At 35.5% G+C, this 22,781-nt stretch carries 24 protein-coding genes; 16 read left to right on the top strand and 8 right to left on the bottom strand.

Annotated features, from left to right (window positions below; translation table 11 throughout):
* Position 1 precedes the first annotated feature (1 nt).
* On the bottom strand, positions 2 to 796 hold the full coding sequence (locus FHP05_RS08815; RefSeq protein WP_147667189.1) for an ABC transporter permease: 795 nt from the start codon (positions 794 to 796) through the stop codon (positions 2 to 4).
* On the bottom strand, positions 789 to 1,892 hold the full coding sequence (locus FHP05_RS08810) for an ABC transporter ATP-binding protein (protein ID WP_147667187.1): 1,104 nt from the start codon (positions 1,890 to 1,892) through the stop codon (positions 789 to 791). The genes FHP05_RS08815 and FHP05_RS08810 overlap by 8 nt, the downstream gene beginning before the upstream one ends.
* A gap of 434 nt (positions 1,893 to 2,326) precedes the next feature.
* Here FHP05_RS08810 and FHP05_RS08805 point away from each other — a divergent pair, with 434 nt between their 5' ends.
* The gene (locus FHP05_RS08805) at positions 2,327 to 2,854 is read left to right on the top strand and encodes a DUF1572 family protein (protein ID WP_147667185.1); all 528 of its coding nucleotides are present in this window, start codon (positions 2,327 to 2,329) and stop codon (positions 2,852 to 2,854) included.
* 107 nt (positions 2,855 to 2,961) lie between these two features.
* On the opposite strand, the gene FHP05_RS08800 is transcribed toward FHP05_RS08805, so the two are convergent.
* On the bottom strand, positions 2,962 to 4,272 hold the full coding sequence (locus tag FHP05_RS08800) for a hemolysin family protein (protein WP_147667183.1): 1,311 nt from the start codon (positions 4,270 to 4,272) through the stop codon (positions 2,962 to 2,964).
* A gap of 190 nt (positions 4,273 to 4,462) precedes the next feature.
* On the opposite strand from FHP05_RS08800, the gene FHP05_RS08795 reads away from it, so the two are divergent.
* Together FHP05_RS08795 and FHP05_RS08790 are read left to right on the top strand one after the other, a co-directional pair.
* Positions 4,463 to 5,656 (top strand): CynX/NimT family MFS transporter, encoded by a 1,194-nt coding sequence (locus FHP05_RS08795; protein WP_147667436.1) that lies wholly within the window; start codon positions 4,463 to 4,465, stop codon positions 5,654 to 5,656.
* A gap of 336 nt (positions 5,657 to 5,992) precedes the next feature.
* On the top strand, positions 5,993 to 6,655 hold the full coding sequence (locus tag FHP05_RS08790) for a hypothetical protein (RefSeq protein ID WP_147667181.1): 663 nt from the start codon (positions 5,993 to 5,995) through the stop codon (positions 6,653 to 6,655).
* 76 nt (positions 6,656 to 6,731) lie between these two features.
* Here the strand turns inward: FHP05_RS08790 and FHP05_RS08785 are convergent, their stop codons facing one another.
* On the bottom strand, positions 6,732 to 7,187 hold the full coding sequence (locus tag FHP05_RS08785) for a hemerythrin domain-containing protein (RefSeq protein WP_230973970.1): 456 nt from the start codon (positions 7,185 to 7,187) through the stop codon (positions 6,732 to 6,734).
* A 460-nt stretch (positions 7,188 to 7,647) separates the two neighbouring features.
* Between FHP05_RS08785 and FHP05_RS08780 the strand changes: the two genes are divergently transcribed.
* From FHP05_RS08780 to FHP05_RS08765, 5 genes are all read left to right on the top strand, one after another.
* Entirely contained in the window at positions 7,648 to 8,136 is a 489-nt protein-coding gene (locus tag FHP05_RS08780; protein WP_147667179.1) for a hypothetical protein, read from the top strand.
* A gap of 50 nt (positions 8,137 to 8,186) precedes the next feature.
* Positions 8,187 to 9,104, top strand: a complete 918-nt coding sequence (locus FHP05_RS08775) for a prenyltransferase (RefSeq protein ID WP_147667177.1) — start codon at positions 8,187 to 8,189, stop codon at positions 9,102 to 9,104.
* 95 nt (positions 9,105 to 9,199) lie between these two features.
* Positions 9,200 to 10,384, top strand: a complete 1,185-nt coding sequence (locus tag FHP05_RS08770) for an MBL fold metallo-hydrolase (protein ID WP_147667175.1) — start codon at positions 9,200 to 9,202, stop codon at positions 10,382 to 10,384.
* A 60-nt stretch (positions 10,385 to 10,444) separates the two neighbouring features.
* The gene (locus FHP05_RS15355; protein ID WP_191126303.1) at positions 10,445 to 10,618 is read left to right on the top strand and encodes a hypothetical protein; all 174 of its coding nucleotides are present in this window, start codon (positions 10,445 to 10,447) and stop codon (positions 10,616 to 10,618) included.
* 141 nt (positions 10,619 to 10,759) lie between these two features.
* Complete coding sequence (locus FHP05_RS08765; protein ID WP_147667173.1) at positions 10,760 to 10,942, top strand: hypothetical protein; 183 nt, start codon at positions 10,760 to 10,762, stop codon at positions 10,940 to 10,942.
* Positions 10,943 to 11,055: 113 nt separating this feature from the next.
* On the opposite strand, the gene FHP05_RS08760 is transcribed toward FHP05_RS08765, so the two are convergent.
* Positions 11,056 to 12,252 (bottom strand): coenzyme F420-0:L-glutamate ligase, encoded by a 1,197-nt coding sequence (locus FHP05_RS08760; RefSeq protein ID WP_147667171.1) that lies wholly within the window; start codon positions 12,250 to 12,252, stop codon positions 11,056 to 11,058.
* Positions 12,253 to 12,852: 600 nt separating this feature from the next.
* Here FHP05_RS08760 and nadC point away from each other — a divergent pair.
* From nadC to FHP05_RS08735, 5 genes are all read left to right on the top strand, one after another.
* Entirely contained in the window at positions 12,853 to 13,686 is an 834-nt protein-coding gene (gene nadC / locus FHP05_RS08755) for a carboxylating nicotinate-nucleotide diphosphorylase (protein ID WP_147667169.1), read from the top strand.
* Positions 13,687 to 13,918: 232 nt separating this feature from the next.
* Positions 13,919 to 14,938 (top strand): TAXI family TRAP transporter solute-binding subunit, encoded by a 1,020-nt coding sequence (locus tag FHP05_RS08750; protein WP_147667167.1) that lies wholly within the window; start codon positions 13,919 to 13,921, stop codon positions 14,936 to 14,938.
* Positions 14,939 to 15,051: 113 nt separating this feature from the next.
* Positions 15,052 to 17,001 (top strand): TRAP transporter permease, encoded by a 1,950-nt coding sequence (locus FHP05_RS08745; protein WP_147667165.1) that lies wholly within the window; start codon positions 15,052 to 15,054, stop codon positions 16,999 to 17,001.
* A gap of 177 nt (positions 17,002 to 17,178) precedes the next feature.
* Complete coding sequence (locus FHP05_RS08740) at positions 17,179 to 17,727, top strand: EndoU domain-containing protein (protein ID WP_191126302.1); 549 nt, start codon at positions 17,179 to 17,181, stop codon at positions 17,725 to 17,727.
* A complete protein-coding gene (locus tag FHP05_RS08735; RefSeq protein ID WP_147667161.1) occupies positions 17,727 to 18,101 on the top strand; it encodes a hypothetical protein in 375 nt (124 codons plus the stop codon). The genes FHP05_RS08740 and FHP05_RS08735 overlap by 1 nt, the downstream gene beginning before the upstream one ends.
* Positions 18,102 to 18,148: 47 nt before the next feature.
* Here FHP05_RS08735 and FHP05_RS08730 read toward each other — a convergent pair whose 3' ends face one another.
* Together FHP05_RS08730 and FHP05_RS08725 are read right to left on the bottom strand one after the other, a co-directional pair.
* Entirely contained in the window at positions 18,149 to 18,442 is a 294-nt protein-coding gene (locus FHP05_RS08730; RefSeq protein ID WP_147667159.1) for a DUF2653 family protein, read from the bottom strand.
* Positions 18,430 to 18,858: a hypothetical protein gene (locus tag FHP05_RS08725; protein ID WP_147667157.1), complete on the bottom strand. Its 429-nt coding sequence runs from the start codon at positions 18,856 to 18,858 to the stop codon at positions 18,430 to 18,432. The genes FHP05_RS08730 and FHP05_RS08725 overlap by 13 nt, the downstream gene beginning before the upstream one ends.
* 107 nt (positions 18,859 to 18,965) lie before the next feature.
* Between FHP05_RS08725 and FHP05_RS08720 the strand changes: the two genes are divergently transcribed.
* Both FHP05_RS08720 and FHP05_RS08715 read left to right on the top strand, forming a co-directional pair.
* Complete coding sequence (locus FHP05_RS08720; protein ID WP_191126301.1) at positions 18,966 to 20,216, top strand: serpin family protein; 1,251 nt, start codon at positions 18,966 to 18,968, stop codon at positions 20,214 to 20,216.
* 140 nt (positions 20,217 to 20,356) lie between these two features.
* Entirely contained in the window at positions 20,357 to 20,767 is a 411-nt protein-coding gene (locus tag FHP05_RS08715; RefSeq protein ID WP_210766931.1) for a PepSY domain-containing protein, read from the top strand.
* Between the two features lie 74 nt (positions 20,768 to 20,841).
* On the opposite strand, the gene FHP05_RS08710 is transcribed toward FHP05_RS08715, so the two are convergent.
* Positions 20,842 to 21,183, bottom strand: a complete 342-nt coding sequence (locus FHP05_RS08710; protein ID WP_191126300.1) for a 2Fe-2S iron-sulfur cluster-binding protein — start codon at positions 21,181 to 21,183, stop codon at positions 20,842 to 20,844.
* A gap of 424 nt (positions 21,184 to 21,607) precedes the next feature.
* Between FHP05_RS08710 and FHP05_RS08700 the strand changes: the two genes are divergently transcribed.
* On the top strand, positions 21,608 to 22,777 hold the full coding sequence (locus FHP05_RS08700; protein ID WP_147667151.1) for an exonuclease SbcCD subunit D: 1,170 nt from the start codon (positions 21,608 to 21,610) through the stop codon (positions 22,775 to 22,777).
* Positions 22,778 to 22,781 lie beyond the last annotated feature (4 nt).

The following is a 22,781-nucleotide window of genomic DNA, read 5'->3' as shown; positions in this document are numbered from 1 at the left end:
TTTATACATCCTTTCCTGTTAGAATCATAAATATAAACATGATAAGCATTAAAAAGACGGCAATCGTCGCTCCCATGCCCCAGTCCTGTGTTACAAGGAAATGCTGTTCAATCGCCGTTCCCAATGTAATCACACGGTTCCCAGCAATTAAGCGGGTTAACATGAATAATGAAAGTGCCGGAATAAAAACAATTTGACATCCTGTTTTTACACCATCTAATGTCAATGGAAAAATAACACGCCTAAATGTCGCCCATCTGGATGCACCTAAATCATTAGCAGCATCGATGAAAGAAGGTGAGAGTTCATTCAATGCATTAAAAATGGGTAAAATCATAAACGGAATAAAAATATAAACAGCTACAAATATAAAACTAAAATCAGTAAATAAAATTTGTTTTGTTCCAATTCCTATCCATTCTAAGAAATAGTTTGTTGGGCCATATTTACCAAAGATACCGATAAAGGCATATGCTTTTAATAATAAATTAACCCAGGAAGGAACGATAATTAGTAAGAGCCAAAGTTGTTTATGTTTTGTTTTCGTTAAAAAGAATGCCGTCGGATACGCAATGATTAATGAAATCAAGGTAATTAAAAATGCATACCAAAACGAACTTAATGTCATTTTTAAATAAACCGGTGTGAAAAATTTCTGGTAATTCACAATGGATAGATTCCCTTCGATATCAAAAAAAGAATAGTATCCGACAAGAATAATTGGTGTGATAACAAATAAGGTAATCCAAAGGGCATACGGAATCATATAAATACGTCGGATATGCTTATTATGCATTAGATTCACCTTCCATATATGCCCCAAGTCGTTTGTCAAATTCTTCTTCTGTTTCATCATGGCGCATCACATGAATCGATTCAGCTGTAAAGGAAAGGCCAATTTTTTCACCAATTATTACCTTTTTCGTCGTATGGATAAGCCAATTATTACCTGCATCATCTATCGCATTTATTTCATAATGTACTCCACGAAATAACACTGATTGAATTTCAACTTTTAATTTACCTTTTTCTGTGGGAGTGATTTCTAAATCTTCAGGTCGAATAACAATTTCAACTGCTTCATTTGGCTTCATTCCTTGATCCACACAGTTGAATGTTTGTCCAACAAAGGAAACTAGAAAATCTTGTATCATTTTTCCTTGAACAATATTAGACTCCCCAATAAAGTCTGCTACAAAACGATTAATCGGCTCATCATAGATATCGATTGGGGTCCCACTTTGTTGAATCTTACCTTCATTTATAACGAAAATTTCATCTGACATAGCGAGTGCTTCTTCTTGATCATGTGTGACAAAAACAAAGGTGATACCGAGACGTTTCTGTAATTCTCGAAGCTCATACTGCATTTGTGTACGGAGTTTTAAATCTAATGCAGAAAGTGGCTCATCCAATAAAATCACATCTGGCTCATTCACAATTGCCCGGGCAATGGCCACACGCTGCCGTTGTCCACCTGACATCTGTTCGATTTCTCTATTTTCATAACCAGCCAGATTGACAAATTGAAGTGCTTCTTTCACCTTTACCTCGATTTGAGCTTGCTTCATCTTTTTCATTCGCAAGCCAAATGCAATATTTTCGAACACATTTAGATGTGGAAAGAGCGCATAATCTTGAAATACGGTGTTTACTTTTCTTTTATTAGCAGGTATTGTATTCACTTTTTTTCCATCTAAAAAAATCTCTCCCGATGTTGCTTCTGTAAAGCCGGCAATCAATCGTAAGATGGTCGTTTTACCACATCCAGATGGACCAAGTAATGTGTAGAATTTCCCACGTTCCATTTCAAAAGTTACGTCATCTAAAACAATGTCATCATCGTATTTCTTTTTTACATGATGAAATTCAATAATTGTAGTATTTTCCATATGTTGCCCCCTTATTTTATCGCGTATTAACTGGTTGTAAGACCCCCACTTCATGAATTTGGAAAAATGAAGAATTATAAGTGGGGATCAACAGCCAGTAAAGGCCCAATTCGTTTAACCAACAATCAGTTGAAGAAGAAAACTCCCACTGATTGAAGTTTCACTTTATTATGGTATGAAATCTTATATTTTATAGCCAATTTATGACGGATTTTATTCACTTTAATTTTAACGAAATAATTATACTTAGAAATGGGGGAAAAAGGAATAGTTTTTTTAAAAAAATTTAGTAGGATTTGGCTCATTTATTTTGAATTTTATTTTGAATAAGTCTGAAAATGTAGGTAAAAAAGAACTTTTATTGTAATATATCCGTATAGATGAAAAAGGAAAATAGAGTGGATTTCCATTAAAACATTCAAGGAGGAGACATATTGAATATTGGTGAGACATACTTAAAAGTGATTCGTGAGAGATTCTATAGCTTAAAAGATCTTGGTGAAAAAACAATGGAACAAATCTCAGAAGATGAAATTCATTGGAAAGGTAATTCGGAAACAAATAGTGTTGCTATATTAGTAAAGCATTTAAGTGGAAATATGATGTCAAGATGGACAGACTTTTTAACGAGTGATGGGGAAAAACCAGATCGGAATCGAGACCAGGAATTTATCGATGATGTATCATCCAAAGAAGAACTGCTTACTATATGGGAGGAAGGTTGGCAGATACTATTTAAAACGCTTCATAGATTAACAGAAGAAGATTTACTGCGGAAAGTATTTGTTCGTGGGAAAACACTTACAGTCATTGAAGCTATTGAAAGACAACTTGCCCATTATGCTTCTCATGTTGGACAAATCGTATTCATTGGAAAATTAATTAAAGGCAAGGACTGGGTCAATTTAAGTATCCCAAAAGGAATGTCAGAAGAATATAATAAGAAGGTGCTGGAGGAGTAAGAAAAAGGTTCAGTATTTAAAAGCTGCTATTTTTGGATGAAAAGACGTATTTTAATGAAGATCGGATTCATTCTCTATCCATTCAAAATCGGGTAGAGAATGAAATTTTAGTCGGGTTTAATCGTTGCAACTACCTTTTCGATTCGATTTTCGCCAATTTCTATGATATCAAAGTCAATATTTTTAAACTTAATAATTTGTTGTTTTTTATTCGAAGGAATATAGCCAAGTTGATGAATAAGGAAACTATTTAACGTATTAAATTGTTTGGTAGGTAGTTTGATCTTTAAAGTATTTTCAACGTCAAGAAGATGGACTGTTCCTTCAAATGAATATTGATTTGGTGCGATTTTTTTAATTTCTTTATCTGCTAATTTTATACAATTACTTTCACTATCTATTTCTCCAACAATTTCTTCTATTACATCCTCCACCGTAATGATTCCTTTTGTTCCTCCGTATTCATCCAAGACAATTGCAATATGAACATTGTTTCTTTGCATTTCTTTAAATAATGTATCCACTCGCTGTGTTTCCATGATAAAATATGGTTCTCGAATGATATCTTTTAGATGAAAAGCTTTTTCATTTTGATTCGTAAATAAATGAAGTAAATCTTTTGCATGTAATATTCCTACAATATTATCGATTGTTTCATCATAAACTGGAAACCGGCTAAATTTTTTTAAGGTTGCTAGTTGAACGGCTTCTTGAAAAGTAGCATCAATAGATAAAGTGGCTAAATTCGTACGATGCGTAATAATATCTGCAACGGTTTTGTCATTAAATTCAAAAACATTTGTAATCATTATTTTTTCATCTTTTTCAATCGTACCTTTTTCACTGCCTATCTCTATCATCATGCGAATTTCTTCTTCGGTGATTTCTTCTGGCTTTGCTTTTGGATCTATTCCTAATAATTTTACGATTTGGTTGGTTGAGAAATTTAATAACTTTACAAGAGGGTAAAAGAGTTTAAACAACCAAGTAAGTGGTGTGACAGCAAAATGAGCGATTTCTTTAGTTTTATGCATGGCAAGTTGTTTAGGCACTAGTTCGCCAAAAACTAATGTAAAATATGATAAAATTAGCGTAATTACAATGACGGATATTGTACGAAGGATATCAATTGGAAGAGGAATTCCAATTTGAAACAATGCTGTAGCAAGTGGTCTAGCAAATACATCCGCTGCAAAGGCACTGGCAAAAAAACCGACAAGGGTAATACCTATTTGAATCGTACTTAGAAAACGACCGGGCTCCGAAATAAGATAAAAAATTTTTTTGGACTTATGATCGCCTTCTTCAGCCATTCGCTTTACCTTTGTATCATTTAATGAAATAAAGGCTATTTCAGATGCAGCAAAAAAAGCGTTTATTAATATAAGGAGAATTAATAGTACTGCCACAATAAACATAAATAGACCTCCTAGGCTCATGCTGTGATCCTAATTTAATTATATATTTATATCATTTATGAAGCAATTACTTCCATTTTGTGACCTCATTATTTATGATTCCGTCTTGAGGTTACTGTTTACAGAATTTTTATGTTATTCTAATAGTAGAAAGGTAGGGGAGTTGTGATTGAGGTTAGATGAAGTAGAAATGAAGAATCAAACAAAACGAGCATATCGCGTTATATTATTAGTTGGTATTTTGTTTGCTGCCTTTAATTTGCGACCAGCAATTACTTCTGTTGGTCCGGTAATCGGAATGATTCGGAGTGATTTGGGTTTAGCAAACTGGAGTGTCGGGTTAATAACTACCCTTCCTTTACTTGCGTTTGCGGGGGTTTCACCACTTGTACCGAAAATAGCGCGCAGGTTTACAAATGAACGGGCATTATTATGGGGGCTTTTTATTCTAATTATTGGTATAGGGGCTAGGTCATTTTCCAATGTCATCCTGTTATTTATTGGAACAGCATTGGTTGGTGTCGGAATTGCGATTTGTAATGTTCTTTTACCAGGAATCATTAAAGAAAAATATCCATCAAAAGTTGGAATCATGACAAGTGTTTATTCTACATCTATGGGGTTATTTGCAGCGACTGCGTCTGGCTTAAGTGTTCCATTAGCTAGTGGATTAGATTTGGGATGGCAGTTCGCTTTGGCAGTTTGGGCTATTCCTGCTATTATCAGTGTCTTTATTTGGTTTTATTTATCGAGAAAAAACCAGGCCGAAAAAAATGTTGAAATTGAGTATGTTTCATCCAGTCGGAAAATGTGGCGCTCATCCCTTGCATGGCAAGTAGCCATGTATATGGGATTACAGTCTTTTTTATTTTATGTCACGATTTCTTGGTTACCAGAGATACTACATACAAATAATGGATTAAGTATGGCGACAGCTGGATGGATGTTATCACTATTACAATTTCTAGGTTTACCAGCAAGTTTTATTGTCCCTGTGTTGGCTGGTCGAATGAAATCGCAACGTAAGATTGTTGTTGCTTTATTTATATCTTCCATCTTAGGATTTAGTGGTCTATTATTCGGAACATCGACATTGATACTAGTTACTAGTATTGTGTTACTTGGTATTACATTAGGAGGAACATTTCCATTAGCATTAACTTTAATAGGACTACGGGCAAAGACTGCTCCACAAGCTGCTGAGTTATCCGGGATGGCACAATCTATTGGATATTTACTAGCTGCAATTGGGCCAGTCCTAATTGGATATTTAAAAGATATGACCCATTCTTGGACCGCACCACTCATTACCCTTATTATTATTTCTGTACTTGTTTTATTGGCTGGAATGGGAGCGGGAAGAGATAAGTATTTGTTTGATTAGAAGGCGTTAGGTTTATATTTTTCGTGGTTATAGTGAGCTTGACACAAATTTATCTAGCTTTAAGATCTCCACATCAATAATTCGAGATACTTAAGAATTATAAATGGAGAATCAACAGCCAGTAAAGGCCCGATTCGTTCAACTAACAATCAGTGGGAGATGAAGAAAACTCCCACTGATTGAAGTTTCACTTTATAAGTCAAGTTTTTTTATGTATAAACAATAGGGTGTACAAATATATGTGTATCTATTAAAAATGCACTAGGATTCGAATTAAATATTTGCTATATTGAATGTGCTATTGTTTTCATATGATTTTTTTGGGAGGGGAATTTTATGTTGAAGAAAATGATCATTGGAATAATGATTCTGTTCTTATTTACTGTAACAGCTTGTTCATCTGATGAAGAAGTGTCTAAAGAGAAAAAAGATGATGATTCAGTAGAAAAGACAGAACAAAAAGAAGAAGGAATTGAAGTTGATAAAGGGTTATTAAATGTTGAAATTACGCTACCAGAAATGCTTTTTGAAGAAGACAATATGGATGATGTTGTCGAAAGAGCAAAAGAAGATGGAGCAAAAGAAGTGAAGAAGAATGACGATGGTTCCGTGACATTTAAAATGTCAAAAAAGGACCACAAGAAAATGATGGAAGAAATGAAAGAAGATGTGGCAGAATCATTAGATGAAATAAAAAAAGACGATGCTTTTACATCGATAAAGGATATTACATATAATAAAGATTTTTCGGATATTACGTTAGTAGTTGATAAGGAAGCGTATGAAAATAGCTTTGATGGTTTTGCTATATTTGGCATTGGTTTAACAAGCACATTTTATCACGTATTTGATGGGGAAAATCCAGAAAAAATTAAGATACAACTTAATATAGAAGATGAAGCATCAGGTGAAGTGTTTGAAGAAGTAATACTACCGGAAGATCTGGAAAATATGGGAGAAACAGAAGATACAAAAGAAGCGGATGATATAGAAGAATAGTTTACTAGATAAGCTGCTTCCGATACAAAAAAACTGTTAAATGGCAATTTGATCATTTAACAGTTTTTTATTGTAATTAATGAAAATATGGCTCTAACTTTTTTAGTCTTTCTTCAGGTAAAGCTTTCTCAATCATTGGGAAAATGACCCGCTCTTCCTTTCGTACATGTGTCTCTAAAAGCTTTCCTAATTCATGCATTGTTGGGAGAGGGGCCTCTGTATCCGATAAAACGGAATGAATAAGTGATCTAATTTTGACATGTTCTAAGAGCATTTCCGTTATTTCAGGTCTGTCAATTTCGGCAAATTCGGCAAATGCTGGGAGTAAAATCTCTTCCTCTTCACGAAAATGCTCCTGACCTTCTGGAACCCAAAAGTTTTTCACATCTGCTAGAATTTCCTCGATTGTTAATCTACTTTCTTCTTTTCCAGCTCGCTTTAATTTTAGTGCTGTATGTAAAGCAACCATATGATGTCGTGACAATGGCTTCAATGTCTCATGCCTTTTAATTCCTCTACGTTTCTTCGTCAAAATATCCACTCCAAAGTATGTCTATTTTCTTTATTATAGTACATTTCTGGGCAAACCGAAAATAAGATGTGGTGGCTAGGTAAGGACTTAAACCTTGGATGAATAAATTTTAGTGATGTGGTGTGATTGTGGTGGAAGGTCACCATAAGATATGGTGTAAATTTGAATAGTTAATTCTTTTTACATGAACATATTGCACCGAAATAAAACGTGACATGTATCACGAGATTTAAAATAGTATTTCCTAATAAAATTGTATGGAGATAGATTTATATCATGAAAAGGAGCTGTAAGCGAGTTATTATAAACATTCGTTCTGTTATTGTTTTTTCTTTCTTGCAAAGTCATTCATTTTTGTTCACATTATATACACAAATTCTATGTCTTATATGACATATATCACGGTTCACTTTTTCTAACGCGATACACTGGAAGTACGGTATGGGAAAGGGTGAAAAACATGCGGGATATTCTACTCGTGATCCATATTTTATTGGGGATTAGTTGGGTAGGAGGCATTATGTTTATTGGCTGGGGAGTGTTTCCAGCTACCTTAAGTAGTATGTCACTAGGGAATCAACGAAAGTTTCTTATAAAATTAATGGACTGGACACATCTTTTATTTACATTGATTGGTTCATTTGTTATTTATACGGGTATTTTATTGGGGACCATTTTTGGCCCGATTCGATCATTTGATGTTCTTTTTCATACGAGGTATGGAAATATATGGTTAACTGCACTTATTATAGGTGTTTTTGCATTATTATGGGGAGTTTTTGTTGGATATCGAGGAATGATGCGTGTTTTTAAAGATGATTTTATTTGGAAAGAAGCTGAAAATGGTAATAAAAAGCCATTGATTCGTGGGTTGATCGGTTTAACGATAATGGAATCTATTGAAGTGATTGGATTTGTGATTTTAGTAGTGCTGATGGTTTTATTTTAGGACTCATATAAGCAGATTGTGCAAATAAATATTGAAGGAGGAGGGGCAAGATGGAAACTTGTGAACATGATTTCACGGAAGAAGATACCTATTATTGCCGGATGTCCTTTTTTCAACTGATTCGACCACTAACATTTAGCGGAACAATCAGTCCAATTTTGGTTGGAGCGGGTTTTGCAGCTTTAAATGGGGAAGTTCGTTGGGACATGTTGTTTATTGTATTGATTGCGTCATTATTCGTACAAATTTCTGCTAATCTGTTCAATGATTATTTTGACTTTAAACACGGCCAAGATGGGGAAAGATGGACAAATTATAGAGAAGAAGCACCAACTTATGCAATTAAACATCAGCAATTACCATATATCGCAGGAAGTGCTATTATATTTGCAATGATTTTAGGGGTATGGATATCAGCGGAGACAAGTTGGTGGATGGCAGTGATTGGTTCTATTGGAATGATTAGTGGATTCTTTTATTCTGCAGGAAAATATTCGTTTTCTGCTCTAGGATTAGGAGAAGTCATTGCGGCTATTTTTCTAGGATTTGTGACAACCATTCTAGGGTTTGTTACGCAAGGTCATACATTAAATTTACAAATTATGGTAGTTGCCTTTACCTTTGCATTGCTCATTTCCACCATGATTTTAACAAATAATATACGTGATATTAAAAAGGATGTCGGATTTAGAAATACTGTTGCGATGAGAATTGGTTATGATGCTGCTGTGCGTTTATTGACTGGAATTTTATTTTCTATTTATATATTGGTTATTGTGTTGATTGGAATTGGAGTACTACCAATTACCACGATATTCGCCTTGTTTGCAGCTTTTCTAGCATTTAAATTACGGAAATGTTTTCGAAAAGATGCAAGTAAAGAAGAAATCATTCAATCGATGGCATGGGCCGCTAGACATCATTGGGCATTTGGATTATTAATGGCATTGGGAATTTGGCTGGGGTAAATATGCCATGGGGAAAAATAAATAAAAAGAAGGTTAAATGGGGACTTTAAAAAGGCGAGTTCCCATTTTTTTATTTTGAAAGGGGTTATGAATAAATGAAAAATAATAAAGAACAAACAACGATGAGATGGTGGGGTGGTTTACGAACGATTGGTGGAAATATCGTATCCCTTGAATATCAAGATTCCCGGTTGATTTTTGATTTTGGTTTCATACCTCATCCGAACTCTGAAATATTAGGTGAAAAGGTGAAAACTCGCACCTCTCGATTTGTCCATGACTATGTATCATTGGAGGTGGCCCCAGCAATTGATGGCATTTATGAGGAGGAAGATGTGGAACAACTCCAAGATTTACAATCGGTTCAAGAAGATGGGAAAAAGACAGCTGTTCTTGTTTCCCATTTACATTTAGATCATATTGGTTCCATGGGGATGCTCTCACCACAGATTCCCATTTTTTTAACGGAGGATTCGTTCCGTCTGTATCAGGCATTGGAAGTGATTGGGGAGGGAGTTCGTGGCTATCAGCCGAATTTACAAGCGTGTACATATGAGGAATCTTTTCAGGTAGGAAGTTTTATTGTGACTCCGATTCAGGTGGATCATGATATTCCTGGTGCCTGTGGATTTCATATTGAAACACCAGATGGAAATTTATTTTACATGGGAGATTTTCGTATGCATGGAAACCATCCGGAAAGAGTAGAGGCTGCAATTCAGCCTGTGAAAGAACGTGGTGTTGATATTTTTATGATGGAAGGGACAACATTAAGTGATTTGGAACAGAAGAGAAGGCCTCTTGTACCTGATCCATGTATTCCTGATAGAATGAAAACAGAAGCAGATGTTCCGATGAAGATGCGGGATATATTGGAGGAATTTGAGGGAATTGGGATTTTTAATATGTATCATCGGAATGTCGAACGATTGGAAAGCATTTTGGCATTAAATGGAGAAATGGACCGCACGATTGTTTTAGAACCAGAAACAGCATATATTGCGGATAAGTTGATAGATGCTACAGATTTTAGCATTTATTTGTCTAGTGAGACGAAAGAGGAATCGATGAATAATAAGATGTCAAAATGGAAAGAAGAACTCTTACAAAAATACAATACGATTGATGCGACGATAATAAATCAGCATCCAAGGAAATATTTTTTACAAAACTCTTATGAAAATGTTTTGGAACTATTAGATTTACAAGTGAAAGATGGAGTATATTTGCATTCCAATGCTCCGCCATTAGGCAATTACGATCCATCTTATCAGCATTAATTAAGATTGTTAAAATATCTTGGCCTTAAACGGATTTATGTTGGAAGTGGTGGGCATGCCTTGGCACAACATTTGAAATATGTTTTAGAAAAAATTAATCCGGATACATTTATTCCAATGCATAGTTTTCATCCAGAAAGATTAGTTCCAGACCATGCGAGATTGGTATTACCAGAGTATGGTGTGACATATATGATTAAAAATGGACATGTTATTCGGTCGATGCGTAGGTGATTGTTGGAAGGATGGATGATTGATTCTTTCATTTTTTGAAAGACCTTTTTCTGAAAATAGAACGGAAAGAGGTCTTTTTTTGAAAAAAGGAGTTGATTGAGAAGTAAGAATAATGTAGGGTGAACCAAAGAGGTGAATAGCATGCAAAGGAATAAACGAAGAACAAGTTTTTGGGTCAGGATGGGTGCTATATTAGCAGGTGCTACATTTGGATCTGTTATTGTTTATTTGTTTAAAGGTGAGATGAATTGGGGTGTGCCACTTGGGTTTCTTATTGGAATAGCTATTATAAGTGGATTTAAAGTGATGAAAGATAATCGGTGAGGAGACTCTGTTTTATACAGATAATTACGAAAAAAGTTCAATGAGTAGTTAAAAAAGATACCAAAAAACACCTTGTAATCGGTATTTTTTAGTACCTTTTTATTGCTCAATCGTTATTTTTCATCGGTAAAATTATCAAAATAGCCTTGTATATATACAATTGGTGTTCCTTTATCACCACTACCGGAAGTTAAATCGGAAAGAGAGCCAATCAAGTCGGTTAGTTGTCGTGGTGTTGTTCCTTGTGATTCAATGGCACCAACTAAATCTTCGCCCTTATTGTGAATGAATTCGGAAATAGCCTCTTTTAATTCTTCACCTTCCAATTCACTGAAGGTGTTATCAGCAAGATATTTTAATTTCACCTCATTTGGTGTCCCTTGAAGTCCTGATGTGTATGCTGGTGAAACGACCGGATCAGCTAATTCCCAAATTTTCCCTGCAGGATCTTTAAATGCACCATCCCCATAAACCATAACTTCAATTAATTTCCCAGTTTTTTCCTTCAATTTTTTCTGGATGGCTTCTACAACTGGCTGACACTCACGTGGAAAAAGCTTCACACTATCTTCTGTCGCTTTATTTGATCCTAATAGTCCGAAGTCTTCGTTATAGCCACTACCATCAATAGATGTAGCTAAAATCTTGTCAAGACTGTAAATTTTTTCTCCACCATTTTCTCGTAATATTCGTTTTGTTCTAGATCTTGAGTGGATATCACAAGTTAGCACACTTTTTGTATAATCTAGAATTGTTTTGGGATTATTCGAGAAGATTATTTCACATTCCACACCATATTCTTCCACAAGGGATTTATAGTAATTAATATAATCAACACCTGTAAAAGCATGTTTATTATAGCCGAAAAGATCACGAAACTGTTTTTCAGTTAAAGTATCTGTCCACGGATTGACACCTTTTTCATCTAATGTGTCTAAATCAATGAGATGATTACCAACTTCATCTGCAGGGTAGCTAAGCATTAGTACAATCTTTTTAGCACCTTTTGCAATCCCGCGAAGACAAACACCGAAACGATTTCGACTTAAAATGGGAAATATGACCCCAATGGTATCGTCTTGAAATTTCTCTTGAACATCGGTAGCAATGTGATCGACTGTTGCATAATTCCCTTGTGCACGAGCAACGATGGATTCTGTAATTGAAACGATATCCTTATCATTTAATGAAAAACCTTCTACTTCAGAAGCTTTGATGACACTATCTACAACAATATCTACAATGTTATCGCCTTGATGAATGATTGGGCAACGAAGCCCTCTAGAAACTGTTCCTACAACTCTTACCAAAATAATCGCTCCTTAAAACTATTCAAATCAATATATAATGAATCCCTATATGTAATATACATTGATTATATGCTTTAGTATATCAAAATGCTAAAGAGATTTTTAGAGGAAAGAATAAAGATTTGTAAATTCATCAAATCTTTAAGAGGAAACATATTAATTACAAATAAATGAAAGTTCACTTTGCTGTTGAAGATGGGGATTTTGTAAGTTGTTTGCACCATGACAAAGACTTCTTTCTTCACAAGAAAATCTGTTTATATGTATTTTTAGGATACATTAAGATGGTCGCCTTTTTTTCTTCGTGTTGTACAAATACTCCCATCTCTTTAGCCCAAGATAAGTTACACCAAGCTTCGAACGAAATCCTCTTTATAAAAGTCTTGTTTTTATGTTAAAAATATGTAAAGATAGATGACAAGACAATTGAGTACTAGAATATAAAATGACTTAGAGTTATGAATCAGTTTTTTATCTTCTTTTATCTAACATGTTCAATGTTTCACATAGTAATATTATAAATTAAACACAAGGATACGCGATTTTTTTAGATGCTAATAATGATTCATATCTTTTATTGCTAGAGAAGGGGAGCTAAAAATGAATCAACTCATGTTACGGAGCAAATTACAGGGATTTTTTATGGAAGATATTGGGGAAAGGGATTTAACAAGTGAGTCCATTTTTCCAAAAAAGCAGGTCGGTAAGGGGAAATTCGTTGCGAAAGCTAGCGGGGTTGTTGCGGGATTAACGATTATTGAAGAGGCATATCGCGTTCTTGACCAGCAAATTAATGTTCAATTTTTTATGAAAGACGGTGATGTTGTTCAGAAGGGCGATGTTTTAGCAGAAGTTTCTGGAACTGTAGCTACAGTGCTTTCTGGGGAACGTGTCATACTGAATTTACTACAACGGATGAGTGGGATTGCTACGATGACGAAAAAAAGTGTGGAGGCTTTGAATGATCCACATACAAAAATTTGTGATACCAGAAAGACGACACCAGGATTAAGTATGTTTGAAAAGTATGCTGTAACCGTTGGTGGTGGGAAAAATCATCGCTATGGATTATATGATGCAGTTATGATTAAGGATAATCATATTTCATTTTCTGGTTCGATCACAAAAGCTGTTCAAGCGGTTCGTGAAAAGACGGGACATATGGTGAAAGTGGAGGTAGAAACAGAAACAAAGGAACAAGTTATAGAGGCGATAAAAGCTGGAGCAGACGTGATTATGTTTGATAATCGCACACCAGAAGAGGTAAAGGAATTTTCCACGCTGGTACCGAAGACGGTTGTGACAGAGGCATCTGGTGGAATTACACTAGATAAATTATCTCAGTATAGAAATACAGGAGTAGATATGATTTCACTAGGATATCTAACTCACTCTGTTACTGCCCTTGATATCAGTTTACAAGTGGAAATATAATTCTGGATTCGAAATGATGGGGCACTGATTGATTGAATAGGTTGCCCTATCGTATTTATATTGTGAATGAATGAGCATGCGGAAGGTATACCCTAAATTAATAAAGAAAATGTTGAGAGGCGCACATCTGGTGATAACACCTTTGTGTTCACCTACGTATTTGAGGAAAGTGAAGTGTGTTTTAACGGGATAGCTTTAGTAATAAAATAGACAAAATGATGGGGGAATCGATATGCAGAAGAAAATCACGGGCATGGCTCTATTATTATTTATTCTTAGCATTGGACTTTTTGGTTGTGAGGAATCAGAAACGAAAACAGAGGATGGTGAGAGTTTACCCGGTAATTTAACCGTCCACGGTGGAAGTGTTGGTGGCGTGTGGTCATTATTTACAGAAGGTGTGTCAGAGGCGGTTCGCAGGGAACATCCGGGAACAATGATTAGTGCCGTTCCTGGTACGGTAGCGGGAAATCCTGTATTAGTTGATCGAAATGAGACGGATTTTGCGATAGCAGAATCGTTAACAACGATGTTTGCTTATGAAGGGAAAAAGCCTTTTACTGAAAAACATGAAAATATTCGCGCCGTGGCAGCGATTATGCCTATCAATGTTTTTCAATTTGTTGCACCAAAAGATATAAAATTTGATTCTGTAGAAGAAATTGTGAATGAAACATTACCACTTCGCTATTCAGCAGGAGAAAAAAATGCATTGGGTGATATTGTTTCTGCTTCTATTTTTCAATCGTATGATATGACATATGAAGATATGGCAGCAAATGGTGGGCAGATTCATTTTCTATCTGGAGGTAAGACATTTGAACTAATGCGTGATAATCGGGTGGATGGCCTTGGAAAAATGGCTCCAATCCCAGCAGGAGATATTATGGAAGCTTCTGCAAATATAGATTTGAAATTTATTTCACTAGGAGAAACAGCAATTAATTATTTAGTGGATGAATTTGGTGTGAAACCTTACACAATACCAGAAAACAGCTATGAGTTTCAACAGGATGCATATGAGACAGTCACTAGTCCAACCATTCTAATTACAAATACAAATCAGTCTGAAGAAACTATTTATGAAGTAACAAAAGCAATTTATAATCAATTGGATTATTTATATGATGTACATCGAGGATTTAAAGAAGTAACAGATGAGACTATTGTTGAAGTTGGTAGGGTTCCACTTCATCCAGGGGCAGAGAAATTTTATAAAGAAAAAGGACTGCTTACTGATCAAAAGGACTAGCTAAAGTGGAATGTTTTGGTTAGAAATTTATCGTAGATTAAAAGGCTGTAAAACCTACCACTGAATAGGGTTTCACTTTATAAAAATGAGCGGATGTGAGAGGAGGATAAGGCATGCAACGTTTAAAACAGGTGTTTCGTGTTTTTCGAGTTTCTGGTCACCGACATACCTTAACAGGTTGGCGAGAAGTTGTATTTTTAAGCATTAGTCTAGTGATGGTTATGTATCAAATTTGGTCTGTTGCTTTTTCTACGATAGATCCCATGCAACAAATGGCTGTCCATCTTTCATTTATTCTAGTGTTAACTTTTTTCCTTAATCATGTTTCGACCAATAAATGGATTTCGCTGATGGATGGATTGTTTATCTTGTTAGCTGCGAGTAGTGGGATTTACTATACGATTCATGCACAGCGATTTGCGACAAGAATTGTTGGGGTAGATCCTTTAACTAACTTGGATATTATATTTGGACTTATTTTTGTATTATTAAGTTTAGAAGCAGCGCGTCGAACCATTGGGAATGTGATAGTATTTTTGGCAATCGGATTTTGCATGTATGCTTTGTATGGAGATATATTTACTGGTATTTGGTATCATCATGGGATGTCTTGGACAGATTTATTAGAGCAATTTGCGTTTAGTTATAATGGACTCTGGGGTTCACCTATTTCTGTGGCGGCAACATTTGTATTTGTATTTGTTTTATTTGGTGCGTTTTTACAGGCCTCTGGAACAAGTGATTTTTTCTACCATATATCTGTTTCCATTGCTGGTCGTTCAAAAGGTGGAGCAGCGAAGATAGCCGTTCTTGCGAGTGCTTTTTCTGGGATGATTTCTGGTAGCCCAACTGCAAATGTCGTCACAACAGGTTCATTTACAATACCAATGTCTAAAAAACTTGGCTATTCTTCCCGATTTGCTGCTGCGATTGAGGCAATTGCTTCTACAGGTGGTAGTTTATTACCACCAATTATGGGGTCTGCTGCTTTTTTAATGGCGGCTGTAACAAGTATTTCTTATTCTATGATTATTGTCGCAGCACTGTTACCAGCCATTCTCTTTTATATATCATTACTCGCTGTCGTTCATTTTGAGGCACTGCGCTTGGATTTACCACGCATGGATAAAAAGGAAATTCCGAAATTTTTAGATGTAATGAAAAAAGGTTGGTACCATCTGATTCCAGTTATCATACTTGTTTTCTTATTAATGAAAGGAGCTAGTCCTTCTAAAGCAGGATTATATGGAATTATAGCGATTGTTTTAATCTATTTGCTACGTTATGGTTTTCGAAAGACATTTCGGATGTTTCGTTCGGCAGTTGAAATTGGAATACAATCAGCTATTCCAATAAGTACGGCATGTGCTGTTGCTGGGATAATCATTGCAGGTATTATGACAACAGGTCTAGGTGGAAAATTAAATAGTATGGTGCTTGGGCTTACTGCTGGTCATTTTGTGCCCACTTTATTTTTAATTATGGGGATATCGATTATTTTAGGAATGGGAATGCCTGTTGCGGCGACATATGTGTTAACCGCCATGTTAGCAGCACCAACCTTAATTCATTTAGGTGTTAGTGTGATGGCAAGTCATTTGTTTATTGTTTACTTCGCTGTTTTATCAGCAATTACACCACCAGTTGCTGTGGCTGCCTTTGCAGCTGCGGGAATTGCTGGGGCCAATCCTAATAAAGTTGGATTAGAAGCATTGCGTTTGGCATTTCCATCATTTGTTATTCCGTTTGTGTTTGTGTTCAATCCTGCTTTGTTAATGGAGGGGAATTTTTGGGAGATTGTAGGAAGTTTTTTTGTTAGTTCACTTGGAGTTATCGTACTTAGTAGCAGTATGATTGGTTACTTTGTGACAAAACTTTCCATACTGCATCGAATGATTTTCTTTGTTGTAGGAATTTTGATTTTATATCCGAATCGTATTAGCCATGTCATAGGATGTTTGTTTGTTGCTGTCATTTTATGGATGCAAAAACGAGAAAGGAAGCGAACCAGGATTGTAGAAGATACTGGAGTGGCGTTTTATGATTTCAACAAATCAGGATAAAATTCCTCAGTTTTTTAAAATCCCATTTTGAATCATTCCTTTTTAAAATAGATGCTTATTTAGCATTTTCTGCTGGTTTAATAAGAAAACTAAATACATTGATATTTTCATACACTTTCCTCGCTGTTCTCATTTAATTTTGTATGATATATTAAGTAAATGGAAGGTGGGATTATAGTGATTGGAAAAATAAAACGTATTGCCTTTCTGCTGATTAGTATTGTTTTACTTGCTGGTTGTGGAACATTCATCAATACGGATCAGGATTTGGATACTTCAAAAGAATTGGCAGATGATGAAGTAACAGCGATAACAGATTTAAACAATATAGATATTTTTCGTAAAGGGGCATTGGAACATATTTTAGAAGGAGAAATTAACCGAAAAGGCCAGGCAGTAGGGTTTCATTATGACCGGTTACCATCGAAAAAAGGCGAGATTATTTCTGGGACAAAAACAGAAGTAGATGATGAAGGTGTCTATGAAGCGGAAGTGGTTGTCAGTGATGTTGAAAAAGTATCCAATAATGGAAAATCAAGCTTTTTCCCGGATGAATGGGATACCCAAGAAGTTGTTGATGCCATTCATGAAGCATATGAAAATCGGGAGTATATTTCAGGGAATACATATGAAGGACTAACTTCTGCTGGAATGATTGTTCGTATGTACTTCGATCAAGAGGAAAGAATTATTTCTGCTTTTCCGGTGTACCAGGGGGACTCGTAATGTATCAATTCAGAACCGTAACATTAAAAAATGGGAAACAAACAAAAGAAGTGCTTGTCATTGAATTTACAAATCCAGCGATGCAAATTGTTGGTGAGTTTTTAATGGCAGATGCGTCACTTTTAGATTATACTGTATTAAAAGATATCCACGATGTGTTAGCAAAAAAGGTTGACGAAAAACAATTCAGTGGAAATCGCTGTGCACTAACGATCAAGGAAGACAAAACGGTGATTGATGATTTATGGGAAGGGCTGTATGGTGATTTAGAAACTCTTCCAGCGTATGAAATGGAAACCGTTCAATTGAAGAAATTAATCGAGATGTGGAAAACAAAAAAAGAAGTATTCTATAAAAAGAACAACAGCAACTAGACGAGACTGAAAACGGCTAGTTGCTGTTGTTTTACTTTGGACTATTTTTAATGAATCAAGGCGACAATTCCTTCTTCATCATCTAATTGTAATTGAATACCTCTATTTGGATTGGTATGGATGATTTCTTCTAACCATAAGCGAAGAGCCTCAATGATATGAATGGTTTGGAGTGAATAGGCTTGCCCATCTATGGTAGCTTTTCCTGTAAAGGTTTCTTCTTGTTCATCATCATAGAAAAGTTCGACTTCCACATTTTCAGGTGGGATTTGTGTTTTCTTGGCTACATCCAAACAAATGGCATTGATTATATCTTGTTCAGGGATAATTAATGACTCCATGGATCTGCATCCTTACGTTTCTTTTGTTCTTTAAACATGTGAACGACCTTTCGGATGATCACAAATAATAGATAAAGAGCTCCTAGATTAATGAGTAAACCAAAGAGAGAACCAAGCATTCCCATATTGGCTAGCAAACTACCAAATAAAAGACCAGCTAATCCACCAAACATAAGGCCTTTCATGAGACCACCTTTTCGATTTTGTTTTGCTGTTTGATTGGATTTTGGTTTTTGATTTTGTTTCTTTTGGAATTGGGAAGGATTGTTGGAACGATTTGGATTCATTTGAAATCCTTTTTTACCAGATTTATAGCGCTTGGCGTCAACCGTTGTTGTCTGATCTTGAAAAACATAACTACCAATTGGTGATAATACTAATAATGTGACAAGCATTGCTGTAAAAAGTTTCTTCATAAGTTGTCCACACTCCGTTGTTTCAATTTTAGTTGTGATAGTACTAGTATAACGAATATACAACTTTTTTTCGACAAAAGAGAATGGAAAAATCAAGGAGGACTGAGATGAAAAAAATACTATGGACTGGAATGGTAGGTTGGTTGTTATTGTTTTTGGTTAGTGGATGTGGATCAAATAATTCCAATTTGAAGGTGGGGGAAGATGCTGTGTATGATGATAATGATTATAAAAAAATTACAGAAGCAAATAATGCATTAGGATTTGATTTATTGCAAGAAATTGCTTTAGAAGAAGACGGAAATATATTTATTTCTCCAACTAGTTTATTGATGGCTATGGGTATGCTATACAATAGTGCAGAGGGAGAAACAAAGAAAGAAATTGCTAGTGTTTTACATTTGAATAACATGGAAGCAGAAGAAATAAATCAAGCAAATGCTTCTTTAATGGTGAAACTACATGAACATATGGAAAAAGACGAAATTCAACTAAATATCGCAAATTCACTTTGGCTAAACGATAAATTCCAGTTTCAAGATGATTTTAAAAAACAAAATGAAACCTATTACAATGCGGAAACCAAAAATATTGATACGGAGGACCCAAAAGCAGCCGATAAAATAAATAAATGGGCTTCAAACGCAACGAATGAAAAAATCACACAGATTGTTGAGACCCCATTAAATCCTCAATTAGTAGCTATTCTAATAAATGCTATTTATTTCCAGGGAAATTGGACGCTTCCCTTTGATAAAGAAAAAACTACCGATGATACGTTTTATCTAGCTGATGGAACAGAAAAAACAGTACCAATGATGCAATTGGATGAAGAAATAAGCTATATGGAAAATAAGTTGTTCCAGGCTGTGAAACTACCTTATGGAGAAAAGGAAAATATGTATATGCATATATATCTACCAAAAGAAGGGGTAGAAACTACGGAATGGGATGAGAAGTGGATAATGAAAAAATGGAAACAGTGGCAGGAGGATTTTGACATACAACAAGGAACATTGAAATTACCACGATTTCAAGTGGAATATGAAGTTAAATTAAATGAGGTTTTAAAACGATTAGGATTGGTATCAGCTTTTACAGGAGAAGCAAATTTGTCCAAAATGATTAAAGATAATCACTCTTTAATGATTGATTGGGTTAAGCAAAAGACGTATCTTGATGTGGATGAAAAAGGAACAGAAGCAGCGGCTGTTACTTCCATTGGAATAGTGGAGACATCTATCAAGACGGATAAACCGTTTGTGATGGAAGTCAATCGCCCGTTTTATCTGATTATTATGGATGAAAAATTAGATGTACAGTTGTTTTTAGGGAAAATAAATGATCCGTTGGGCTAGAATGTAGTGGGTGTACTTCGATTAGCAAGTATTTTGAAATGATAGGGTGTGTTGAAATACTTATTCTTTCATGCACGCCACCTAGGTGAATGCATAAGATGTTATCGTGAAAAGAATCGTAAGAAAATGGAGGAAGATGTATGAAACAACATTTTTTGCACCCGAATCAAGGGCCAATGCACCCGAATCAAAGGCCAATGCAATTGAATCAAGGACAAATGCACCCAAATCAAGGGCCAATACATCCCAATCAAGGGCATCCAAATCATCATGGTCAGATGCACCCGAGTCAATTTAATCAACCGCACCAGGTAACACAACCTGTACAAAGACCTATTGCACATCCAGAGCAATACCAACGTCAATTAGTTATTGAAGATGCCATTGGAATTGCAAGGCAACAACTGGATGGGGAAGTTGTGAAAGCAGAATTAGAAAGAGATTATGGCAGACTTTATTATGAAGTAGATGTTATTGCTCGAAATGGAAGAAAGTACGAAGTGAGAATAGATGCAAATAGTGGAGAAGTGCTTGATGTAGAATTGGATTGAAAAAGGAAAGTAGAACGGTATGAAGCCATTGGTTCAGTGGGGCGATATATCCGCACTGGACCAATGAATCAATGCTAGTTTTCTTGTTGTTTTTTTAATAGAGATCGAATTCTTGCTTTATAAGGGTCTTCTGGAATATGTGCATCAACGCTTTTGTATACTTTTGTTTGACAGCTTAAACGAAGATTCTCATTAATTCCAGCTTGGCCAAGCTTTTGAATTTCTTTCAGATTTGGTTTAGAAACACCGTCTTGATTAGGTATTTGAACACGACAAGTGGTACAGGATGCCCTGCCGCCGCATTTATGCCTTAAAGAAACCCGGCCCTGTATTGCTGCTCGTAAGATAGTATGACCATCTCGAATGGTCACTTCCTCATTCTTACCATCTGTATGATGAAAGATAACTTTTGCCATCATTATCCCTCCCTTAGTTTATTTTCCTATTAAAAGTATACCTAAATAATATTAAAGTTTCCATAGTGAAATAAAATTGGTTAAGGGAAAACTTTATATCGCAGATTAACTGGCTGTAAGATCTCCACATCAAGAATTCGAGATACTCAAGAATTATAAGTGGGGGAACAATAGCCAGGAAAGGCCCGATTCGTTCAACTAACAATCAGTGGGAGATGAAGAAAACGCTCCCACTGATTGAAGTTTCACTTTATTTCTAAAGTAATTTTACTAGATTTAAAAGAAATTTTCATCTTTATCAACATTGTTTCATGGTATAATAGGTAACAGCCGAACCCCCATTAATCATTCCCCATTTCGTTATACCTCCCATATAAAATTTCACAACTGATAAAATGATTTAAATAAGAGAGGAGCATGATGGATGAAGTTTTTCCATACAGGTGATTGGCATTTAGGAAAATTAGTGCAAGGAGTGTACATGACAGAGGATCAACGGCACATATTACAACAGTTTATTCAGATGGTTGATGATGAGCGTCCAGATGCGGTTATCATAGCTGGGGATTTATATGACAGGGCTGTACCACCAACAGAGGCTGTTCATCTATTAGACGAGGTTTTGGAAAAAATTGTATTAGGGTTAAAAATTCCGGTATTGTCAATTGCGGGGAACCATGATAGTCCAAGTCGGCTACATTTTGGGAGTAAAATTATGGAAAATAATGGATTGTATATGGTAGGGAGATTTTCCAAGGAATTAGAACCTGTGGTATTAGAGGATGAACATGGGGAGGTTCATTTTCATCTCATTCCATATGCAGACCCAAGTGTTGTGAGGAATGCACTTCAGTTAGATGAGGTTCGTTCCCACAATGAAGCAATGGAAAATATTGTTATAAAGATTAAAGAAAATATGGATCCAAACGCACGTCATGTGTTTGTAGGACATGCTTTTGTGACCCCATACGGTGAAAAAGAGGAGAACACGAGTGATTCGGAACGTCCACTTTCTATTGGTGGTTCGGAATATGTGGAAGCAAACCATTTTACTCCATTTCATTATACAGCACTGGGCCATTTACACCGGGCACATGCTGTGGGAAATGAGAAAATCCGTTATTCTGGTTCGCTGCTAAAATATTCTATTTCAGAGGAACATCATAAGAAAGGTTTTTTTATGGTGGAATTGGATGGGAATGGAGATGTATCTGTCGAGAAGCGTTCATTGGAGCCAAAACGTGATGTGAGAACAGTGGAAGCTGAAATGGAAGATCTATTAACTTATCCGGTTAATGAAGATTATGTTTTTGTTAAATTATTAGATGAGACCCCAATTCTTTCACCAATGGAAAAAGTGCGCTCTGTTTTTCCAAATGCGATGCATGTCGAGCGGAAACATTTTCAAAGAGCATTTATGAAAGATAAAGAGAAACAAGCAGAACGAACAAAAATGAGTAATATAGAGTTGTTTCAAGCATTTTATGAAGAAATAAAAGGAGAAAAACCAACGGAAGAAGCAGAGGAAATTTTTCAAGATGTATTAGAAGAATTATTACAAGAAGAGCGTGAAGAAGAGCATGTGAAGAATTAGGAGG

This window comes from Cerasibacillus terrae, from assembly GCF_008039555.1.
Lineage (GTDB): Bacteria > Bacillota > Bacilli > Bacillales > Amphibacillaceae > Cerasibacillus > Cerasibacillus terrae.
This window is presented reverse-complemented; position numbering and strand designations above follow the sequence as displayed.